A 17342-nucleotide genomic window follows, 5' to 3' on the forward strand; every position below is an offset into this window, starting at 1 on the left:
ATGCCGGAGTACATCTACACACTGCAGCGCGTGCGCAAGGCGCACGGCGACAAGGTCGTCCTCGACGACGTGACGCTGTCGTTCCTGCCGGGCGCCAAGATCGGTGTCCTGGGCCCCAACGGCACCGGAAAGTCGACGCTGCTGAAGATGATGGCGGGCCTGGAGCAGCCGTCCAACGGCGACGCCCGGCTCATGCCCGGCTTCACCGTCGGCATGCTTCAGCAGGAGCCCCCCCTCAACGAATCCAAGACCGTCCTCGGCAACGTCGAAGAGGGTGTCGCCGAGACCAAGGCGATGCTCGACCGCTTCAACGAGATCGCCGAGCTGATGGCCACCGACTACAGCGACGAGCTCCTCAACGAGATGGGCAAGCTCCAGGACGCCCTCGACCACCGCAACGGCTGGGATCTCGACAGCCAGCTGGAGCAGGCGATGGACGCCCTCCGCTGCCCCCCGCCGGAGGCCGAGGTCACCCAGCTCTCCGGTGGCGAGCGCCGCCGGGTCGCCCTCTGCAAGCTGCTCCTGGAGCAGCCCGACCTGCTGCTGCTCGACGAGCCCACCAACCACCTCGACGCCGAGAGTGTCCAGTGGCTCGAGTCGCACCTGGAGAAATACCCGGGCACCGTCCTGGCCGTCACCCACGACCGTTACTTCCTGGACAACGTGGCCAACTGGATCCTGGAGCTCGACCGGGGCCGCTGCCACCCCTACGAGGGCAACTACTCCACCTATCTGGAGGCCAAGGCGGCGCGGCTCAAGCTCGAGGGCCAGAAGGACGCCAAGCGCAAGAAGCGCCTGGAGGAGGAGCTGGAGTGGGTCCGTTCCAACGCCAGGGCCCGCCAGACCAAGAGCCGGGCGCGTCTCCAGCGCTACGAGGAGATGGCCGCCGAGGCCGACAAGCACCGCAAGCTCGACTTCGAGGAGATCCAGATCCCGCCGGGCCCGCGCCTGGGGACCACGGTCATCCGGTCCGAGAAGCTCACCAAGGGCTTCGAGGAGCGGGTCCTGATGGAGAACCTCTCCTTCGACCTCCCGCGTAACGGCATCGTCGGCATCATCGGCCCGAACGGTGTCGGAAAGACCACCCTGTTCCGGATGATCACCGGTAGCGAGACGCCCGACAACGGCGAGATCGTCATCGGCGACACCGTCAAGATCTCTTACGCCGACCAGAGCAGAGGCGGGATCGACCCGTCCAAGAACGTCTGGGAGGTCGTCTCCGACGGGCTCGACTACATCAAGGTCGGCCAGGTCGAGATGCCGTCGCGCGCCTACATCGCCGCGTTCGGGTTCAAGGGCCCGGACCAGCAGAAGAAGGCGGGCATCCTGTCCGGCGGTGAGCGCAACCGGCTCAACCTGGCGCTCACCCTCAAGCAGGGCGGCAACGTGCTGCTGCTCGACGAGCCCACCAACGACCTCGACACCGAGACGCTCTCCAGCCTGGAGAACGCGTTGCTGGAGTTCCCCGGCTGCGCGGTCATCACCTCGCACGACCGGTGGTTCCTCGACCGCATCGCCACCCACATCCTCGCCTGGGAAGAGGGCTCGAACTGGTTCTGGTTCGAGGGCAACTACGCCGACTACGAGAAGAACAAGGTCGAGCGCCTGGGCGCCGACGCGGCCCGGCCGCACCGCGTCACCTACCGCAAGCTCACCCGCGACTGACCCCGGTCCCGGAGACCGGGCCGGTCTCCGGGCCGGAGTTCCGCACCTGACACGGGTTCGCCCGCGACGGGTGCGGTCCTGCCGGGTGTGCCAGGCACGCCTCCGACGCGCCCCCGATGTCCCGCCGTGCGGCGGGCACCGGGGGCCGCTACGGTTTGGGGGTGTTTGGACAGAGAATCGCGGACGGCGTCGGTCATGGTCACCGGCACGTGTTCCCCAGGGCCATCAGGTTCGCCGACATCGACTCGCTGGGACACGTCAACAACGTGCGGTTCCTCGACTATCTGGAGGACGCGCGGCTGGCGCTGTTCCACGTCGACCCCCACCGCGAGGGCGGTGAGCCGTTCAAGGGGTTGGTGATCGCCCGGCACGAGATCGACTATCTGCGCCCCCTCACCCTCCGCCCCGATCCGGTCCGGGTGGAGTCGTGGGTGACGGAGATCCGGCCGGTGCGGTTCACCCTCTCGTACGAGATCCGCGACGATGAGGAGATCTTCGTCAAGGCCCGCTCGGTGCTCGTGGCCTACAACGTGGAGAGGGCCTCCCCGCGACGGTTGAACGAGGATGAGCTCGCCTATCTGGGCAGGTTCGCCGGCGCCTGAGACCGGGGGTTCGACGCTGGGGCCCGGGGTGTGCCGTCCGCCCGTGAAGCGTCCGCCGTTTCTCCTCGGGGGAGCCGGCGCGTCCCCTGCCCCCCGTGACGCGTCCGGTCCCCCGGGAGCGGCCGCCATACCCGTTGCCCGTCCGCCCGCCCATGACAGGCGGGCGGACGGGTGCGTACCGGGGGCCTCAGGCGTCGGGGGTGTAGAGCCAGGCCGCGGTGTCCGGCAGGAGCAGGTGGCCGTCCACCGGGGCGCTGCCGATCAGGACGCGGTCGTGCGGCGGCAGCTGCACCGACTCGGAACCGCAGTTGATGACGCAGGTCAGGGGACCCCGACGGAAGATGAGGGCGTCCTCGGGGGCCTCCAGCCAGGTGATCTCGTCGGGCAGCGTGCCGCGCAGCTCGCGGCGGGCGCGCAGGGCCTCCTGGTAGAAGCTCAGCGTCGATCCCGGGTCGTTCGACTGGCGCTCGGCGGAGAGCGCGGCCCACTCGACCGGCTGGGGCAGCCAGGGCCGTGCCCCCTCGGGCGAGAAGCCGTAGGGCTCGGCCACGCCGGACCAGGGGATGGGGACCCGGCAGCCGTCACGGCCGGGCAGCTCTCCCTTGGAGCGGGCGAAGATGGGATCCTGGCGGGCCTCCGGGGGAAGATCCTTCACCTCGGGGAGGCCTAGTTCCTCCCCCTGGTAGAGATATGCCGAGCCCGGCAGGGCGAGCATGGTGAGCAGGGCCGCGCGGGCACGGGACAGGCCCGTCGTGGAGTTGGCCAGGCCGCCGCCGTACCGGGTCACGTGGCGGATCACGTCGTGGTTGGAAAGCACCCAGGTGGGAGCGGTCACGGCGGCCAGCGTGTCATCGATGATCTTCTTGAACGCGGGCCCGGACCAGGGCGCCTCCAGCCAGGCGAAGTTGAAGCTCTGGTGCAGCTCGTCGGGGCGGACGTACAGCGCGAGATCCTCGGCGGAGTCGGTCCAGACCTCGCCGATGGCCATCCGCTCGCCCTCGTAGGAGTCGAGCACCTTGCGCCAGTCGCGGTAGACCTCGTGCACCTCCGGCTGCCCCCAGATCGGCGACTTGGCCTTGAACGCCTGTCCCTCCGGAGGGGTGTCCGGCAGCCCCTCGGCCTTGTACAGACCCATCGCCACGTCGATCCTGAACCCGTCCACCCCCCGGTCGAGCCAGAACCGCAGCACGTCCAGGAACTCGGAGTGCACCTCGGGGTTGCGCCAGTTGAAGTCGGGCTGCTCGGAGGCGAAGAGGTGGAGGTACCACTGCCCGTCGGGCGTCTTGCTCCAGGCCGGGCCGCTGAAGGTCGACTGCCAGTTGTTGGGCGGCAGGTCCCCGCCGTCGCGGAAGACGTAGCGGTCGCGTCCCTCGCCCTTCAGCGCGGCCTGGAACCACTCGTGGGCGGAGGAGCTGTGGTTCGGGACGATGTCGACGATCACCCGCAACCCCAGCCGGTGCGCCTCGGAGACGAGCTCGTCGAAGTCGGCGAGGGTGCCGAAGAGCGGGTCGACGTCGCGGTAGTCGGCCACGTCGTAGCCGCCGTCGGCCATGGGGGAGCGGTAGAAGGGGGTCAGCCAGATCGCGTCCACGCCGAGCTCGGCGAGGTACGGCAGGCGCTGCCTGATGCCGGGCAGATCGCCGACGCCGTCTCCGGAGGCGTCGGCGAAGCTGCGAACGTAGATCTCGTAGACGACGGCGTCACGCCACCAGGGGGTTTCCATGTGCATGGGTTGCCCCCGCTCGGTGGGGTTTATGCGTCGCGGCCCCCGACCGTGGGGTGATTCACTCCGTCGGGGGCGTTGACCGCGCGATGGGCCGAAGCGCTGGTGTGCCGGCCGTGTGGACAGCCCGAAGCGCCGGGGTCTTGACCGTGTGGACGGCCCGGAGCCCCGGGGGCGTTGACCGTGTGGACGGCCCGGAGCCCCGGGGGCGTTGACCGTGTGGACGGCCCGGAGCGCCCGGGCCCCCGGCCGTGCCGTGGTCTACGCCTCGGGGGCGTTGACCATGCTGTGCGCCGCGTACACGAGATAGTCCCAGAGACGTTTCTCCAGCTCGTCGGGGAGCTGCAGGGAGATCACCGCGTCGTGCATGTGCCGGAGCCAGGCGTCGCGTTCGGCCGAGCGGATGACGAACGGGTTGTGCCGCATCCGCAACCGGGGGTGGCCACGCTGGGTGCTGTAGGTGTTGGGACCGCCCCAGTACTGGATGAGGAACAGGCGGAGCCGTTCCTCGGCGCCTTCGAGGTCTTCCTCGGGGTACAGCGGCAGGAGGATCGGGTCGGTCGCCACCCCCTGGTAGAAGCGGTGCACCAGACGCCTGAAGGCCTCCTCGCCGCCGACGGCGTCGTAGAAGGACTGGGGTTCATCGGGGATAGCGGACACCTCCTCAGCCTAATTGACGTCAGGCGGCGATCGTGATGTCGGCCCGGTCGAGGGCGGACTTGATCCGCAGGCGGAGCTCGCGGGCGACCTCCGCCTGCCGGGAGGGGATGGTCTTGGCGCTGACCCGGAAGATGATGGCGGTGTCGGAGATCTGCTCGATGCCCCAGACCTGCGGCTCCTCGACGATGATCGAGTCGCGGAAGGCCGGCTCGTTCCACATCTCGTCGGCGACCTCCTTGAGGAGGTCGCGGACCACGGGGATCTCCGAGGCGTAGGCCACCGGCACGTCGACCGTGGCGCGCGACCAGCCCTGCGACTCGTTGCCGACCCGGGTGATCGTGCCGTTGCGGACGTACCAGACCCGGCCGTCGGCGTCGCGCAGGCGGGTGATGCGCAGGGTGACCGCCTCCACGGTGCCGACCGCGGCGCCCGCGTCGATCACGTCGCCCACGCCGTACTGGTCCTCCAGGAGCATGAACATGCCGGCGATGAAGTCCTTGACGAGCTCCTGGGCGCCGAAGCCGATCGCCACGCCCAGGATGCCGACGCTGGTCAGCAGGGGGGCGATGGGGACGGAGAGGCGTTCGAGGACGGTCAGCACGGCGGTGCCCAGGATGATGATCGAGGCGATGTGCCTGAGCACCGAGCCGATGGTCTCGGCCCGCTGCCTGCGCCGCTCGGCCACGATCGCGTCGAGGCCCTCGGGGGTGACCGTCTCCCTGCCGCGCAGCCGCCCCGCCAGGGACGTGCGCTCGGTGGACGCCCTGCGCACCACCCGGCCGATCAGCCGATGCGCCACGTTGCGCAGGATCAGCGCGATGACCACGACCAGCGTGATGGCGATCAGACCCGCGATCACGGGGGCCACCCAGTCGACGGCCGCGGGCACGAGCATCTTCACGAAGTCGCAGATTACCCCACCGCCGTTCCCGCACCCCTGTGTTAAGCCCGCGCTCATGTCGAGAAGGTTCTCGACGACCACTCCCGGACCTGAGGTCGGGGTGACGCTGGGGGTGGGGGTGGGCGTGGGGGAAAGCAGGAACACGGAGTGGATCCCTCTCGGATCGGATCGACTGGCAGACCGGATGAGTCGTGCGACCCATCCATATTGCCGATCGAACCGGCCCCCGTCACATCACGCCGGGGAAGACGGGGACATCCTGGTCTAGGGCCGCGGGGGCGGACCCGGATGCCCCGGTGACGGGATGACCCGGACGGGACACGCACCCGGAAGCGTGTCCCGTACCGTTCCCGAAAGGGATCCCTCCGGTCACCGCCCGGACGAGATGTCGGACGGCAGCCTTTGCTCTACAGCAGTTCGTGGGCTTCGGCTCGCGAGAGCCTCCGCGTTCCGGACGCGTTCCGGACGTGTTCCGACCGCGTCCCAGCCGCGTTCTCGAAGTTTCCGCGGGTGGGGGTTCGCGCGTGTCGGCCGGACGATTCGGAGCCGGCGGGGTGCCCAGCGTCCGAGGACGCTCCGCACCGGGCACCCCGCCGGCTCCGCCGAGCCGCGGCAGGCGCGGCACACCGGGCGGGTGAGGCCCGTTGTGCCGCTCACCTCACTCTCCTACCGCGGCGAGCACGCGTGCGACCTTGGTCGCGGCACCGGCGGGATCCTCCACCGTGTGCATTCGTTCACCCCAGGACCACCAGTAGTACCAATCCCGATGGCTGGGGGCGGCCTGTGCCCGGCAGGTGACGTTCTCCGCCAGGCTGGTCGCCTTCGGATTGATCACACGCACGAACGCACGGCCCGAGTGGGTCCGCACCACGCGGGCGTGCAGCCCGCGGCAGTCAAGCTCCGTCACCAGCCGTTCAAGGTGCCGGAAATCGTCTTCACCCACCTCGTCCCTCCTCGTGGTCTCGGCTCGCCGCACTGAATCGTGTTCGTTCGATCACGCTTACGGTGCTGCTCGCCAAAGATGACTCACGGTGGCCCTACGGGTCAATTCGGGGAAAACCCAGTTCAGGGTGGGCGATATGCCAAGTAGGTTGAAAGAAACAGTCCTTCGGGGGACGATTCTTAGCCAGCGGCTTTATTAGCGTGTTCCGGATGAGTCAAACGTGGTCCATCATTCTCGGTAGGCGCAGTGCGACGAAAAGATCACACTGAGTCATAGGGAGAGAGGACCGGTCGGGACCAGTGTGCCAGCCAGCCCGGCCGGCCACGAGAGAGGGGCCGGTATGTCCGGCAGGCAGCACAGGGAGACAGAGTTGGCACGGCAGATCCGGGCCCGTGGCCTGGCCGCCGGCAAGTCCTCGGCGCAGATAGCCGAGGAAATCTACGAGAAGTGCAGTTCGCAATTCGGGACCACGCGGATTAAAGGTCACCGCCTCGCGCACGGCGTCGCCCTCGCGGACGTCATCGAACAGATACGGGCGTTGTTCGAACGCGACGGCAAGGCGGCCCCCGGCATCGGCGAGACGCTCCTGTCCGCGTACGAGAGCGGGCTGAAGCGGCCCGGTCCCGAATACCTGCACTACCTGTGCTCCGCCTACCGGGTCGAGCCCGTCTCCCTCGGGTACGACGGCCCGTGCATCTGCGGCCACGGCCACAAGATGCCCGGTGTCGTCCGGGGTGATCTCCAGGATGGAAGACCCGACACTTCCCCTGGTCCGCGTGAGCTGCTGATCCAGCCGATCGGCGTCGAGCATTCCGCGGACGGGGGTGAGGAGGACGAGAACGTGCTACGGAGGACGCTTTTACAGCTCCTGGGCGGCAGTGCCATCGCGCTGGACGGGCAGGTGCTCGGATCGGTGGAGAGCATGCGCAGGAGGATGGACGACACGCTGGTCTCGGCGACCGTCTCGCCCGCGATGCTCGACCAGTGGGAGGAATCCACCATCGGCCTCGGCCGCCAGTACGCGAGCACCGCCCCGCTCAGGCTGCTGTGCGACGTGATGCTCGAATTCGCCGCGGTGCGCAAGGCCATGGAGCGGCGCCAGCCGGTCGACCTGCAGGAACGATTGTGCCGCATGGCGGCGCAGCTCGCCGGTCTGAGCGGCATGATCATGGTCAATCTCGGTGACCACCGGCTCGCCCGGTCCTTCTTCAGGACCGGCAGGACCGCGGCGGACGAGACCGGCGACCGGGCGCTGAGGGCGTGGGTCACCGCCCGGGAGGCCCTGGTCCCGCTCTACTACGGCGATCCGCGCGAGGCCCTCAACCTCGCCAAGAAGAGCCGTGACCTGGCCGGGCAGACGCCCTGCGCGGCCCAGGCGATGGCCCCGGTGGTCGAGGCCCGCGCGCTCGCGATGATGTCGGGTTCGGGCAAGAAGGAGGTGGTCGACCAGGCGAAGCGGGCGCTGTCGAGGGCGAGAGCCGCCTTCTCCCAGATGGCCGCCGCGGACCAGGACGACTCGACCTTCGGCTACACCGAGCGCCAGCTCTACTTCCACCAGGGAGACGCGCTGGTCAAGCTCGGGCAGGCGATGGAGGCCGACCTCATCCTGGAACAGGCGCTCACCAAGTACGGTCCGACCGACTGGCTCGACCCGACTTTCATCAAGTTCGACCGGGCCCAGTGCAAGATCCTTGAGGGCGACGTGGACGAGGCGCTGGAGATCGCCCAGCGTACGGTCTCGGGGCTCGACGAGGCCTGCCGGCCCGACATCCTCATGCAGCGTGCCCACGAGGTGGGCAAGCAGGTCGAGGTGAAGGCTCCCGGCCATCCCAAGCTCAAGACCTACATGGAGTCGCTGCGCGTCCGCAGCGCGTCGACAGAGGATCCGACAGCCGACAGGAGTGGCAGTTGAAGCCGAGGCTTCGGCGTTATCGCTGGTCCGATCTCGAATCCGTCTGGGCGCTCCACCAGATATGCCTCGCCCAGGTCGGCCTCGCGCCGGGAGACGGCGTCTACTACGAGGACGACTTCCCGAGGATCCACGAGATCTACCTCGCCGACCGGGGGGAGTTCCTCGTGGGGGAGATGCCCGACGGGCGTGTCGTCGCGATGGGCGGTCTCCGCCGCGTCGACGGCCAGACCGCCGAGATGTGCCGCATGCGGGTCCATCCGGAGTTCCAGCGCCGCGGTTTCGGCGCCCAGATGGTCCTCGCCCTGGAGGCGCGGGCCGTCGAACTCGGCTATGTACGCCTTCGCGGTGACACCACGCTGAATCAGCTTGCGGCGATGGAGCTCTATCGCAAGTTCGGATGGCGCGAGATCCGCCGGGAAGAGCGAGGGGGATGTGTGGTGATTTACGGAGAAAAGGACCTGGTAGCCGCTATGTCCTCTTTAACTAAGTGATCTGAATTTTAGCGGTCTTACTGCTGACTGTTGCCTATTTCGGATATATGAGAATAATTGTTCTTCGTACCTACCGCTATTCTTTGGCGAGTGCGATGAAAAAGATCATTGTTCACAAAACCGGCGTGTCCAGGCTCAGTGGCGTCGCCAGCGTCATCCACAAGGGATGAGTTTCTTTCCGGCCGGGAGAATCGGGCGCTGACGGCCGCGGCCCTCGATCCGCGGGATCGAGGGCCGCTCCCGCTCAGCCGTTCTCGGCGGCCGGTTCACCCCAGCAGGGTGATCCGGGAGACGATCTCCGGCAGGTCCGGGGGCTCCAGGAAGTCGGGGAGCCCGGCCATCTCAGCCGGTGAGAACCAGCCGTGGCCGAGATAGGTGATGTTCTCCTCGGCGGTGAACGCCTCCGCGCGCACCTCGGGGCTGCCCCCGAACCTGGCCAGGTAGAACCGCTCGGTCTTGACGTAGTGGACGCCGATCCAGCGGAAATCCCGGCGCACCGGCACCCACCGGTCCAGCACCGCCTCGCCCGGCAGGCCCGTCTCCTCGGTGAGCTCGCGCCGCGCGGCGGCGAGGGGGGCCTCACCCGGGTCGATCCCGCCGCCCGGCGGCTCCCACAGGGTCTGCCCACCGGCAGGGTCGCGCCAGTGCATGAGGAGCACCCGGCCGGACCCGTCCACACAGATCACCCGGGCCGCGGGCCGGTCGTTCGGCTGAGGGTCGTCCATAGGTCAGGGACGCTATCACCGCCGGTTTCGCGCCTGTGGCGGCCGTGGCCCCTGCCGACTCGCCACGTGCCGGACCGCCGGGTGCGGTGGCGGGATTCGCTGTACTCTGCCCACGTCAGGTGGAAAGCATCGTACGATCCGACCTCTCAAGCTCAAGGGTGAAGGCATGGGTTCCAGGGCCGAGTTTGTGTTGACGCTGTCCTGTCCGGACCGTCCCGGGGTGGTGGCCGCGGTCTCCGGTCTCCTGGCCGGGCGGGGATGCAACATCATCGAGAGCCAGCAGTTCGGTGACGTCGAGTCCGAGCGGTTCTTCATGCGGGTGCAGTTCGCCTCGTCGCTGCCCGACGGGGAGCTGCGCGAGGCCTTCGCCGCGCTCGCCCCCGAGTTCGGCATGGATTTCAAGCTGCGAGAGGTCTCCGTCAAGCCGCGCGTGCTGGTGATGGTCAGCAAGTTCGGCCACTGCCTGAACGACCTGCTCTACCGGACGCGCTCGGGCCTGCTCGACATCGAGATCGTCGCGGTCGTCTCCAACCACCCGGACCTGCGGCCGCTGACGCAGTCGTACGGCATCGACTACCACCACCTTCCGGTCACCTCCGGGACCAAGTCCAGGCAGGAGGAGGAGGTCCTGACCCTGGTCGACCACTACCGGGCCGATCTGGTGGTGCTCGCCCGCTACATGCAGGTGCTGTCGGAGGACCTCTGCGTGAAGCTCGCGGGCAACGTGATCAACATTCACCACTCGTTCCTGCCGTCGTTCAAGGGTGCCAAGCCCTATCACCAGGCGTACTCCCGCGGCGTGAAGCTGATCGGCGCGACCGCGCACTACGTGACCGCCGACCTCGACGAGGGGCCGATCATCGAGCAGGAGGTCGCCCGGGTCAACCACACCCACTCGGCGGAGGACCTCGCCGCCATCGGCCGCGACGTCGAGTGCCAGGTCCTGGCGCGCGCCGTCCGCTGGCACACCCAGCAGCGCGTCCTGCTCGACGGCCACAAGACGATCGTCTTCCCCCGCTAGGGCGGCGATCGGGCGGCGTGTCCCGCCCGGTGGTCGAGGGGCGTGTCCCGCCCGGTGGCCGCGAGGCGGTCGCCTTTCCCTCGCGGGCCGCCACGGGACACCGCGTCCACCGGGATCCTCACGCGCCCACCTCTCCGTCGCCGAGCGAGCGGTCGTTCCGGGGTCCCCCGGCCGATTCCGGGGAGTCTCCCGCCTCCGAGGAGGTGGGAGGGCGCGCGCCGGTGGCCTCCTCCACCGAGCGGATCGCGCCGTGGAGCCGTTCCAGCAGTTCGGGCGGCATGTTGCCGACCATGTCGATGAGCTCGGTCACCCGGGGGTCGGTCTCCCGGGCCTCCAGGGGCTCCTCGTCGGTGAGGGTGAGCGTGCGCAGGTGGAGCATCTCGTCGATCTCCGTGGAGTCGAACAGGGGGCCGGGACTCTCCGGCGCGACGTCCGGGTGGTCGTAGAGGATGATCGGCGAGGAGAGCACGACGTCCCGGTGGCCCGGCTCGCCCACGAGCACCGGCCAGGTGTGCTCGTTGCGGCAGGTCTCCACGGCGGGCCGCGCCCACTCCGGCGGGTCGAGCAGGGAGACGAAGGCCCCGGCGTTCACCGCGATGATCAGGTGCGCCGAGATCAGAGCGTGCCGCAGCGCCTGCTCGCGCGGCGCGCCCAGCGGTTGCCAGTCGTCGGTGTTCTCCACCCGGGCGCGCAGCTTGACGAGGTCGTACGGTCCGGGCACCGGCTCGGCGGAGACCCTGAGCGCGGCGCGCAGCGGGAGGTGCTCGGAGACGAGGCGCCCTATCACCTCTCCGGACGGCGCCACGATCGGCTCGACCACGCGGTCTCCTGGGATGCGTATCTCGATCACCCGCTCGGGGGCGTCGATCAGCCCGGCGATGGGGAGTGCCACCTCCGCCTCCCGCTCGGTCGCCTCGTCGAAGGTGAGATAGGTCCGGTGGCCGTTGCGCAGCTGCTGGACCGGCCAGTAGCCGTCGTCCTCGGCGCGCTCGACGCCGCGCGTCCTGACGTGCAGGAAACGCAGGTTCAGATGCGTCACGGCGTACGAGGCCCCTTCGAGGAGGCACTCGGTCACGCTGGCCGGATGCTCGGCGGTCGCGGTGAACCCCGGCGGGACGAGCACCCCGAACTGCCAGCGCACCTGGCTCTTGGCCGCCGAGTCGCGGTAGGGGTAGAGAAGGTGGCCCTCGTAAAGCACCGCGTCCGCCACCCGGCGCGCGATGTCCATCGGAACGCTCATGGCCGCGTCTCCTTGAGCAGTAGTTCCAGGGTCTCGTCCCAGGTCGCCAGGGTGCGCCCGGACTTGAACCTGCTGAGTTCCCGCAGCGTGTCGCGGCGTGGCCGCACGGCACCGGCACGTCGATCTCGGTGCTCCCGGTGAACGCCGGGACCATGACGGGGACGTCGGCGAACCGCAGGGGGCTCAGCGTGTCGCCCCATCGGGCCGGGTCGCCGAACAGCTCCGCCTCGCCGTCGCCGTGGATGGGGCTCCGCCCGGATCTGGCGGCGCGGCTCGATGGTGCGCGCCCCGCCGGGGGAGGGGGCGGTGACGCGCAGCCGGAAGGCCGGCGTCGGGGAGGCCGCGTACGCCTCCGCCCGCACGTCCACGCGGACGACGGGTTCCTCTCGCTCAGGAGAGCTGCCGTTCGCTGCGTCCGTCGGCGCTGTCATGACGCCTCCCACTTCTCGTGGATGTCTGCGGGACGTGAAGGGGGAGGGCCTGCGCGGGTGTGCTCCTCCTCACCCGGGGCTGTGCGCCCGCGGTGTCGGCGCCGGTCCGAGCGCGTGCCGGGTGAGCTCCCGCAGGACGTGGTAGGTGGTCTGCGGGCCGGTGCGCTCGTTGTCGTGCAGGAAGGGGTACGGGCCGCGCACGGTCTCCGCGGGTGCTCCGTCAGGCCTGCTCATCGCAGTCCTTCCCGCCGTCGCCGTCGCCGTCGCCGTCGCCGCCTCCGCTGTCGCGCCGGTGGGTGATCATCGCGACGGTCTCCATGGCGTGGGCGAGGACGGTGTCGCCCAGTGCCGGGTCGACCAGCGCCACGCTCACCTCTTCGAGGACCCCGCCCGCGCCGACGATCGCCGGCTCGCCCCCCAGCAGCCTGACCACGCGCATCGGCAGTGCCTGGTCGGAGCAGATGACGCGGACACCGTCGGTGCGGTCCTCGGGGCCGTTCACCGGTCCGCCTCCCGCCCGGCCGGGCCGGGCCGGTCGATGAGGACGTGGACCGGCTCCCACAGCAGGTGGCAGGCGGTGACGTGGACCTCCTTGACCACGGCGGGATCGTCGGACGCGACGTGCGCGGCGTCCGTTCCCGCGCCGCCGAACACGATCAGCTTGCCGCCGAGGCGGAACCTGGTGGCCATGGCCCGGGCCGCGCTCGCGACGCGTTCCACGTCATCCGCCAGGGCGAGCCCCGCGTGGTCCCGCCGCGCGAAGGCCGCGATGGCCGCCGCCTCCGTGACCGGTATGACGACCGGTGGCGAAAGGGGCGTTGTGCGCGTACTCGGTGTGCCAGGCATGTCGACGCTCCGTATTTTTCACGGTAGTCGCCACATTACGATCGGCCGTTTCAGGCCCGACACCCTCCGCTCGACAACCAACGGCAAAGCTCTGATCATTCGCGTAACCTTCCCGTCCAGATCATGCGAGCCCCCGAGGCGTTCCCGCCGGTCGCGGGAAGGATGGCGGGATGGGCACTGCGACGAGCGCCGGGGCGGCTCCGGACCCCCGTCCCGGAGCCGCCGCGTTGGCGGCACTGTGGAAGCACCGTGCGAGGTCACCGGCTCAGGGCCGGTACGTCCCGAAGTACCAGTCGTTGCCCTCCAGATCCCTGCAGGCGTAGTCGCGCGAGCCGTAGTCCTTGTCGGTCAGCCCGCTGGTGATCTCCGCCCCGGCCGCGACGGCCCTGGCGTGGTGGGCGTCGGGGTCGTCCACGGCGACGTAGATGCCCGGCCCGCCCGGCTCGCCCGTACCGGTCATGATCATTCCGGTGCCGGCGATCAGCTCGCCGTGGCGGATGCTCCCCTCGGGCGTCCTGACGAGCTCGTGGACCTCGAAGCCGAACGCCTGGACCAGCCAGTCGACGGCCTTGTCCGCGTCGCGGTACCGGACCAGTGGATACACCGTTCGCATGTTCTCTCCTCCCGTGCGGTGACCATCACGATGTCACCGGCGGGAGCGGCGCGGCTTGGAAAAATCTGACCTGTCACCCGGGGGTGCGCGAGGGCGGCACCAGCTCACGGGGAGTGGCCCCCGCCATGGTCCTGAAATCGCGGTTCATGTGGGCCTGGTCGTAGTAACCGCAGGTGGCGGCGGTGTCGGCGAGGGACATGCCGGACCTCAGGCGGCCGGTGGCGTGCTCGAAGCGCAGCACCCTGGCCGAGGCCTTCGGCGCCAGCCCGATCTGGTCGTGGAAGCGGGAGACCAGGTGCCGGTGGCTCCACCCCAGCTCGGCGGCGATCGAGGCCACGGACGCCGTGCCGCGGGTGGCGACCAGGCGGTCCCACGCCCAGCGGACCCGGCGGTCCGGCCCCGGAGCCTCGGCGATGCGCCCGCTGAGCGCCTCGTCCAGCAGGGCGATCCTGGCGGCCCCGCCGGGGGCCTCCGCCAGCCGCTCGACCGTGGCCGTGGCCCAGCTCCCGAGCACCTCCTCCGGCGAGACCACCCGGTTGGTCAGCTCCCGCAGGGGCACCCCGAGCAGCCGCCTGGCCCCGAGCGGTGTGAGGTTGACCTGCACCCCCTCGGCGACCCCGGCCGTGGTGGTGTCGACGTAGGTGTCGTGCAGGCCGGCGGCGAACGAGGCCAGCCGCCGGAACCCTGCGGGGCCGCTCAGCGCGAGCGGCGCGCCGAACCCGAAGATCATGACGACCCCGGCGAACGGCGGCTGCCGCCGGGGCGTGGGAGCGGCGTGACGCTCGGTGTAGGCCGACAGATGCGTGACGTACGGCCGCAGGAAGGAGCCCGGCTCGCTCTCCGTGAAGGTCAGGCCCTCGGCCACCGCCGTGTCGTCCACGCCCCGACCCTAGCCGCCGCCACCGACAGTACGGCCGTCACGGCCGTCACGGCCGTCGAGGGGCGCACCGGGATTCCCGGACGCACCCGGCCTCCCGGATGCACAAGACCCCTCGGACGCACGCGGATCCCTGGACGTACTCGGTCTCCCGGACGCACACAGACCCCTGGACGCGCGTGGCCTCTCGGGCACACGCGGACCTCCGGACGCGCCCGGATCCCTGGACGCGCCCGCTTCTCTTAGGCGCGCCCGCTTCCCCGGATCCGCGCTTTCCCCGGACGCCGCGCTCCCCGTCGACCCGCCTCGACGCCCGCCTTCTGGGCCCCTCCCGAGCTCAAGCCGGGCCTCCCCGTCCCCTCAGGAGGTCAGCCCGGTGTGGTGGGCGAGGAAGGCGAGCTGGTCGGCGGCCAGCTCGACGGTCTTGCTCACCGCGCGGGCCCCGTGACCGGCCTCCGCCTCGTTGCGGAGCAGGATCGGCCGGTCCGAGGCCTGGGCGTGCTGCAGGGCGGCGCACATCTTCCAGGCGTGCAGCGGATGCACCCGGGTGTCGGACTGGAAGACGGTGAACAGCGTCGCCGGGTAGGACACGCCCTCCCGCACGTGGTGGTAGGGGGAGTAGGCGTACAGCCAGGCGAACTCGTCGGGCTTCTCGGCGGAGCCGTACTCGACGTTCCACGTCGCGCCCAGGCCGAACAGCTCGTAGCGGATCATGTCGAGCAGCGGTGCCGAGCAGACCACCGCGGCGTACAGCTCGGGGCGCTGGGTCAGGGCCGCGCCGACCAGCAGGCCGCCGTTGGAGCCGCCGGAGATGGCCAGCTGCGCGGACGTGGTCACGCCGGTGGCGATCAGGTGCTCGGCCGCCGCGTGCAGGTCGTCGAAGACGTTCTGCTTGTGGGAGAGCATCCCGGCCCGGTGCCACTCCTCGCCCTGCTCCCCGCCGCCGCGCAGCTGGGCGATGGCGTACGTGCCGCCCGCCTCGACCCAGCTCAGGACGGACGCGGAGTAGCCGGGGGTCATCGAGATGCCGAAGCCGCCGTAGCCGTACAGGACGGTGGGGCGCGGGCCCTCGGCGCCGGGAAGGGAGATCACCAGCATGTGGACCTCGCTGCCGTCGGCCGAGCGGTAGGTCACCTGCTCGGTGCTGACGGCGGGCACCTCGACGGCCCCGGGGGAGGCCGCCCAGAGCGTCGTCTCGCCGGTGCGGGCGTCGTAGCGCTGGATGCTCGGCGGCGTGGTGTTGTCGGTGTAGCCGAACCAGGCCTCGTGGCCGCCCTCGGGACGCTCGCTGATGCCGCCGATGGTGCCCAGCCCCGGGGTCGGCACCTCGCCGACGCGCTCGCCGGTGACCAGCTCGTGGACCGAGATCTCGCTGATCGCGTGGCGGGTCCAGCCGACGAGCATGACCGGCCGGTCGAGGCCGTCGAGGATCGCGAAGTCCGTCAGCACGGCCTCGGGGTCCTGCGGGATCAGGTCGCGCCAGTTCTCGAAGCGGGGGTCGGCCGGGTCGGTCACGCAGACGCGGGCACGCGGGGCCTCCCGGTCGGTGAAGACGTACAGGCGGCCGTCGCGGCCGAAGTGCAGGGCGCTCTGGGCGTCGACGCCCTCCTGGACGACGACCAGTTCGGGCGAGGCGGGGGAGGACGCCCGCAGGTCGGCCACCCACAGGTCGTTGCGCGGCGCGGTCCCCCTGGAAGCGGAGATCTGCAGCCAGCGGCCGTCGAAGGAGACCGCCACGCCGTAGTAGTTGGTCTTCTCCAGCCCGTCACCGAAGATCAGGATGTCTTCTTCGGTGGAGGTGCCGACCTTGTGCAGGTAGACCCGGCGGTGGTACTGCTCCTCACCCTCGGGCACCTCGGTGGCGGGCAGCCTGCGCACGTAGTAGAAGGCCTCGCCGCCGGGCAGCCACGCCACGGGGGAGTAGCGGCAGCGGTCGATCGGCCCCTCGATCCGGTCGCCGTACGCGACGTCCATGAGGTAGAGGCTCGACTCCTCGTCGCCGCCCACCGAGACCTGGTAGGCGAGCAGGCGGCCCTCCTTGTCGGGCTGCCAGGAGTCGAGGGTGGTCAACCCGGTCGGGTCGAGCGTCATCGGGTCGAGCAGCGCCCGCTCGGTGCCGTCGGGGTCGACGGTGTAGAGGACGGCGTGCTCCTGCCCGGGGGTCCGCCGCATGAAGAACCGCCGCTCGCCGCGCCAGGTCGGCGCGCCGATCGACCCAGAGCCGAGCAGCTCCGCGATCCGGGCCTTGAAGCCCTCACGGCTCGGAAGGGCGTCCAGCCCGGTCTCCAGCAGTCTCTCCTGCCCCACCAGCCAGTCCTTCGTCGCCGGGTCGTCCGGGTCCTCGAGCCAGCGGTAGGGGTCGGGAACAGGGACACCGTGGAGCTCCTCGACGAGCTCAAGGCGGCTGGCTGGAGGATACGGCTGTCGCGTCATGGCTGGAACCCTACGACCTCCGGGCCGCGGGACGTGGCCATTGCGCGGGCGGCGTATCTGATCTGCGGCGGGAGGAGTTAAAAACTGGTAATGCGGGCATAAAACGTATCAGGTGTCTCTCCAGTCATTTATGGGTGGCGAGAACCACGTTGCAGCAGCCAAACTTGGTGAAGGACGGTGCCGTGGTGAGCATCCGCTGGGCCGTCCGGCGGAGGTCCTCGTGACGGAAGCGCCCGGGCCCCAGGAGGGGCCGCCAGCC

17 protein-coding genes and 1 pseudogene are annotated in these 17342 nt (G+C 70.0%); 5 read left to right on the plus strand and 13 right to left on the minus strand.

The genetic code is table 11. From position 1 onward, the window contains the following. Both ettA and AC5L38_RS14845 read left to right on the plus strand, forming a co-directional pair. Positions 1-1665, plus strand: a complete 1665-nt coding sequence (gene ettA, locus AC5L38_RS14840; RefSeq protein WP_495243368.1) for an energy-dependent translational throttle protein EttA — start codon at positions 1-3, stop codon at positions 1663-1665. 161 nt (positions 1666-1826) lie between these two features. Then, on the plus strand, positions 1827-2267 hold the full coding sequence (locus AC5L38_RS14845) for an acyl-CoA thioesterase (RefSeq protein ID WP_495243369.1): 441 nt from the start codon (positions 1827-1829) through the stop codon (positions 2265-2267). Between the two features lie 187 nt (positions 2268-2454). Here the strand turns inward: AC5L38_RS14845 and AC5L38_RS14850 are convergent, their stop codons facing one another. The 4 genes from AC5L38_RS14850 to AC5L38_RS14865 all read right to left on the minus strand — a co-directional run bounded on the left by AC5L38_RS14850 (position 2455) and on the right by AC5L38_RS14865 (position 6494). Next, positions 2455-3996 (minus strand): glycoside hydrolase family 13 protein, encoded by a 1542-nt coding sequence (locus AC5L38_RS14850; protein ID WP_495243370.1) that lies wholly within the window; start codon positions 3994-3996, stop codon positions 2455-2457. Between the two features lie 255 nt (positions 3997-4251). After that, entirely contained in the window at positions 4252-4650 is a 399-nt protein-coding gene (locus AC5L38_RS14855) for a globin (protein ID WP_495243371.1), read from the minus strand. A gap of 19 nt (positions 4651-4669) precedes the next feature. Beyond that, positions 4670-5695 (minus strand): mechanosensitive ion channel family protein, encoded by a 1026-nt coding sequence (locus AC5L38_RS14860; protein ID WP_495243372.1) that lies wholly within the window; start codon positions 5693-5695, stop codon positions 4670-4672. Between the two features lie 514 nt (positions 5696-6209). Continuing rightward, positions 6210-6494 carry a hypothetical protein gene (locus AC5L38_RS14865; protein ID WP_326643182.1) on the minus strand — a complete coding sequence of 95 codons (285 nt, stop codon included), beginning with the start codon at positions 6492-6494 and terminating at the stop codon, positions 6210-6212. 340 nt (positions 6495-6834) lie between these two features. On the opposite strand from AC5L38_RS14865, the gene AC5L38_RS14870 reads away from it, so the two are divergent. After that, positions 6835-8406, plus strand: coding sequence for an NsdA family TPR-like regulatory protein (locus AC5L38_RS14870; protein WP_495243373.1), 1572 nt, complete (start codon positions 6835-6837; stop codon positions 8404-8406). Then, positions 8403-8897 carry a GNAT family N-acetyltransferase gene (locus AC5L38_RS14875; protein WP_495243374.1) on the plus strand — a complete coding sequence of 165 codons (495 nt, stop codon included), beginning with the start codon at positions 8403-8405 and terminating at the stop codon, positions 8895-8897. The genes AC5L38_RS14870 and AC5L38_RS14875 overlap by 4 nt, the downstream gene beginning before the upstream one ends. A gap of 266 nt (positions 8898-9163) precedes the next feature. Here AC5L38_RS14875 and AC5L38_RS14880 read toward each other — a convergent pair whose 3' ends face one another. After that, positions 9164-9622 (minus strand): NUDIX hydrolase, encoded by a 459-nt coding sequence (locus AC5L38_RS14880; protein WP_495243375.1) that lies wholly within the window; start codon positions 9620-9622, stop codon positions 9164-9166. A gap of 166 nt (positions 9623-9788) precedes the next feature. Here AC5L38_RS14880 and purU point away from each other — a divergent pair, with 166 nt between their 5' ends. Further along, positions 9789-10643, plus strand: coding sequence for a formyltetrahydrofolate deformylase (gene purU / locus AC5L38_RS14885; protein ID WP_495243376.1), 855 nt, complete (start codon positions 9789-9791; stop codon positions 10641-10643). Between the two features lie 118 nt (positions 10644-10761). On the opposite strand, the gene AC5L38_RS14890 is transcribed toward purU, so the two are convergent. The 8 genes and pseudogenes from AC5L38_RS14890 to AC5L38_RS14925 all read right to left on the minus strand — a co-directional run bounded on the left by AC5L38_RS14890 (position 10762) and on the right by AC5L38_RS14925 (position 17083). Continuing rightward, a complete protein-coding gene (locus AC5L38_RS14890) occupies positions 10762-11883 on the minus strand; it encodes a hypothetical protein (RefSeq protein ID WP_495243377.1) in 1122 nt (373 codons plus the stop codon). Positions 11884-12040: 157 nt separating this feature from the next. After that, positions 12041-12277 (minus strand): annotated as a pseudogene (locus tag AC5L38_RS14895) (hypothetical protein); the annotation flags it as partial. 106 nt (positions 12278-12383) lie between these two features. After that, positions 12384-12548 carry a hypothetical protein gene (locus AC5L38_RS14900; protein WP_495243378.1) on the minus strand — a complete coding sequence of 55 codons (165 nt, stop codon included), beginning with the start codon at positions 12546-12548 and terminating at the stop codon, positions 12384-12386. Continuing rightward, positions 12535-12816: a HypC/HybG/HupF family hydrogenase formation chaperone gene (locus AC5L38_RS14905; RefSeq protein WP_495243379.1), complete on the minus strand. Its 282-nt coding sequence runs from the start codon at positions 12814-12816 to the stop codon at positions 12535-12537. The genes AC5L38_RS14900 and AC5L38_RS14905 overlap by 14 nt, the downstream gene beginning before the upstream one ends. Then, on the minus strand, positions 12813-13160 hold the full coding sequence (locus AC5L38_RS14910) for a hypothetical protein (RefSeq protein ID WP_495243380.1): 348 nt from the start codon (positions 13158-13160) through the stop codon (positions 12813-12815). Before AC5L38_RS14910 ends, AC5L38_RS14905 begins: the two co-directional genes overlap by 4 nt. Positions 13161-13425: 265 nt before the next feature. After that, positions 13426-13773 (minus strand): VOC family protein, encoded by a 348-nt coding sequence (locus tag AC5L38_RS14915; RefSeq protein ID WP_495243381.1) that lies wholly within the window; start codon positions 13771-13773, stop codon positions 13426-13428. A 73-nt stretch (positions 13774-13846) separates the two neighbouring features. Further along, the gene (locus tag AC5L38_RS14920; protein ID WP_495243382.1) at positions 13847-14653 is read right to left on the minus strand and encodes a helix-turn-helix domain-containing protein; all 807 of its coding nucleotides are present in this window, start codon (positions 14651-14653) and stop codon (positions 13847-13849) included. Positions 14654-15010: 357 nt separating this feature from the next. Next, on the minus strand, positions 15011-17083 hold the full coding sequence (locus AC5L38_RS14925) for a prolyl oligopeptidase family serine peptidase (RefSeq protein WP_495243383.1): 2073 nt from the start codon (positions 17081-17083) through the stop codon (positions 15011-15013). Positions 17084-17342: the final 259 nt, after the last annotated feature.

This window comes from Streptosporangium nanhuense (assembly GCF_059358815.1).

Excerpts from the sequence above, each read along its gene's own strand:
- ettA (WP_495243368.1), top strand. The coding sequence starts at position 1 with ATGCCGGAGTACATCTACACACTGCAGCGCGTGCGCAAGGCGCACGGC.
- AC5L38_RS14850 (WP_495243370.1), bottom strand. The coding sequence starts at position 3,996 with ATGCACATGGAAACCCCCTGGTGGCGTGACGCCGTCGTCTACGAGATC.
- AC5L38_RS14870 (WP_495243373.1), top strand. The coding sequence starts at position 6,835 with ATGTCCGGCAGGCAGCACAGGGAGACAGAGTTGGCACGGCAGATCCGG.
- AC5L38_RS14880 (WP_495243375.1), bottom strand. The coding sequence starts at position 9,622 with ATGGACGACCCTCAGCCGAACGACCGGCCCGCGGCCCGGGTGATCTGT.
- purU (WP_495243376.1), top strand. The coding sequence starts at position 9,789 with ATGGGTTCCAGGGCCGAGTTTGTGTTGACGCTGTCCTGTCCGGACCGT.
- AC5L38_RS14890 (WP_495243377.1), bottom strand. The coding sequence starts at position 11,883 with ATGAGCGTTCCGATGGACATCGCGCGCCGGGTGGCGGACGCGGTGCTT.
- AC5L38_RS14900 (WP_495243378.1), bottom strand. The coding sequence starts at position 12,548 with ATGAGCAGGCCTGACGGAGCACCCGCGGAGACCGTGCGCGGCCCGTAC.
- AC5L38_RS14910 (WP_495243380.1), bottom strand. The coding sequence starts at position 13,160 with ATGCCTGGCACACCGAGTACGCGCACAACGCCCCTTTCGCCACCGGTC.
- AC5L38_RS14915 (WP_495243381.1), bottom strand. The coding sequence starts at position 13,773 with ATGCGAACGGTGTATCCACTGGTCCGGTACCGCGACGCGGACAAGGCC.
- AC5L38_RS14925 (WP_495243383.1), bottom strand. The coding sequence starts at position 17,083 with ATGACGCGACAGCCGTATCCTCCAGCCAGCCGCCTTGAGCTCGTCGAG.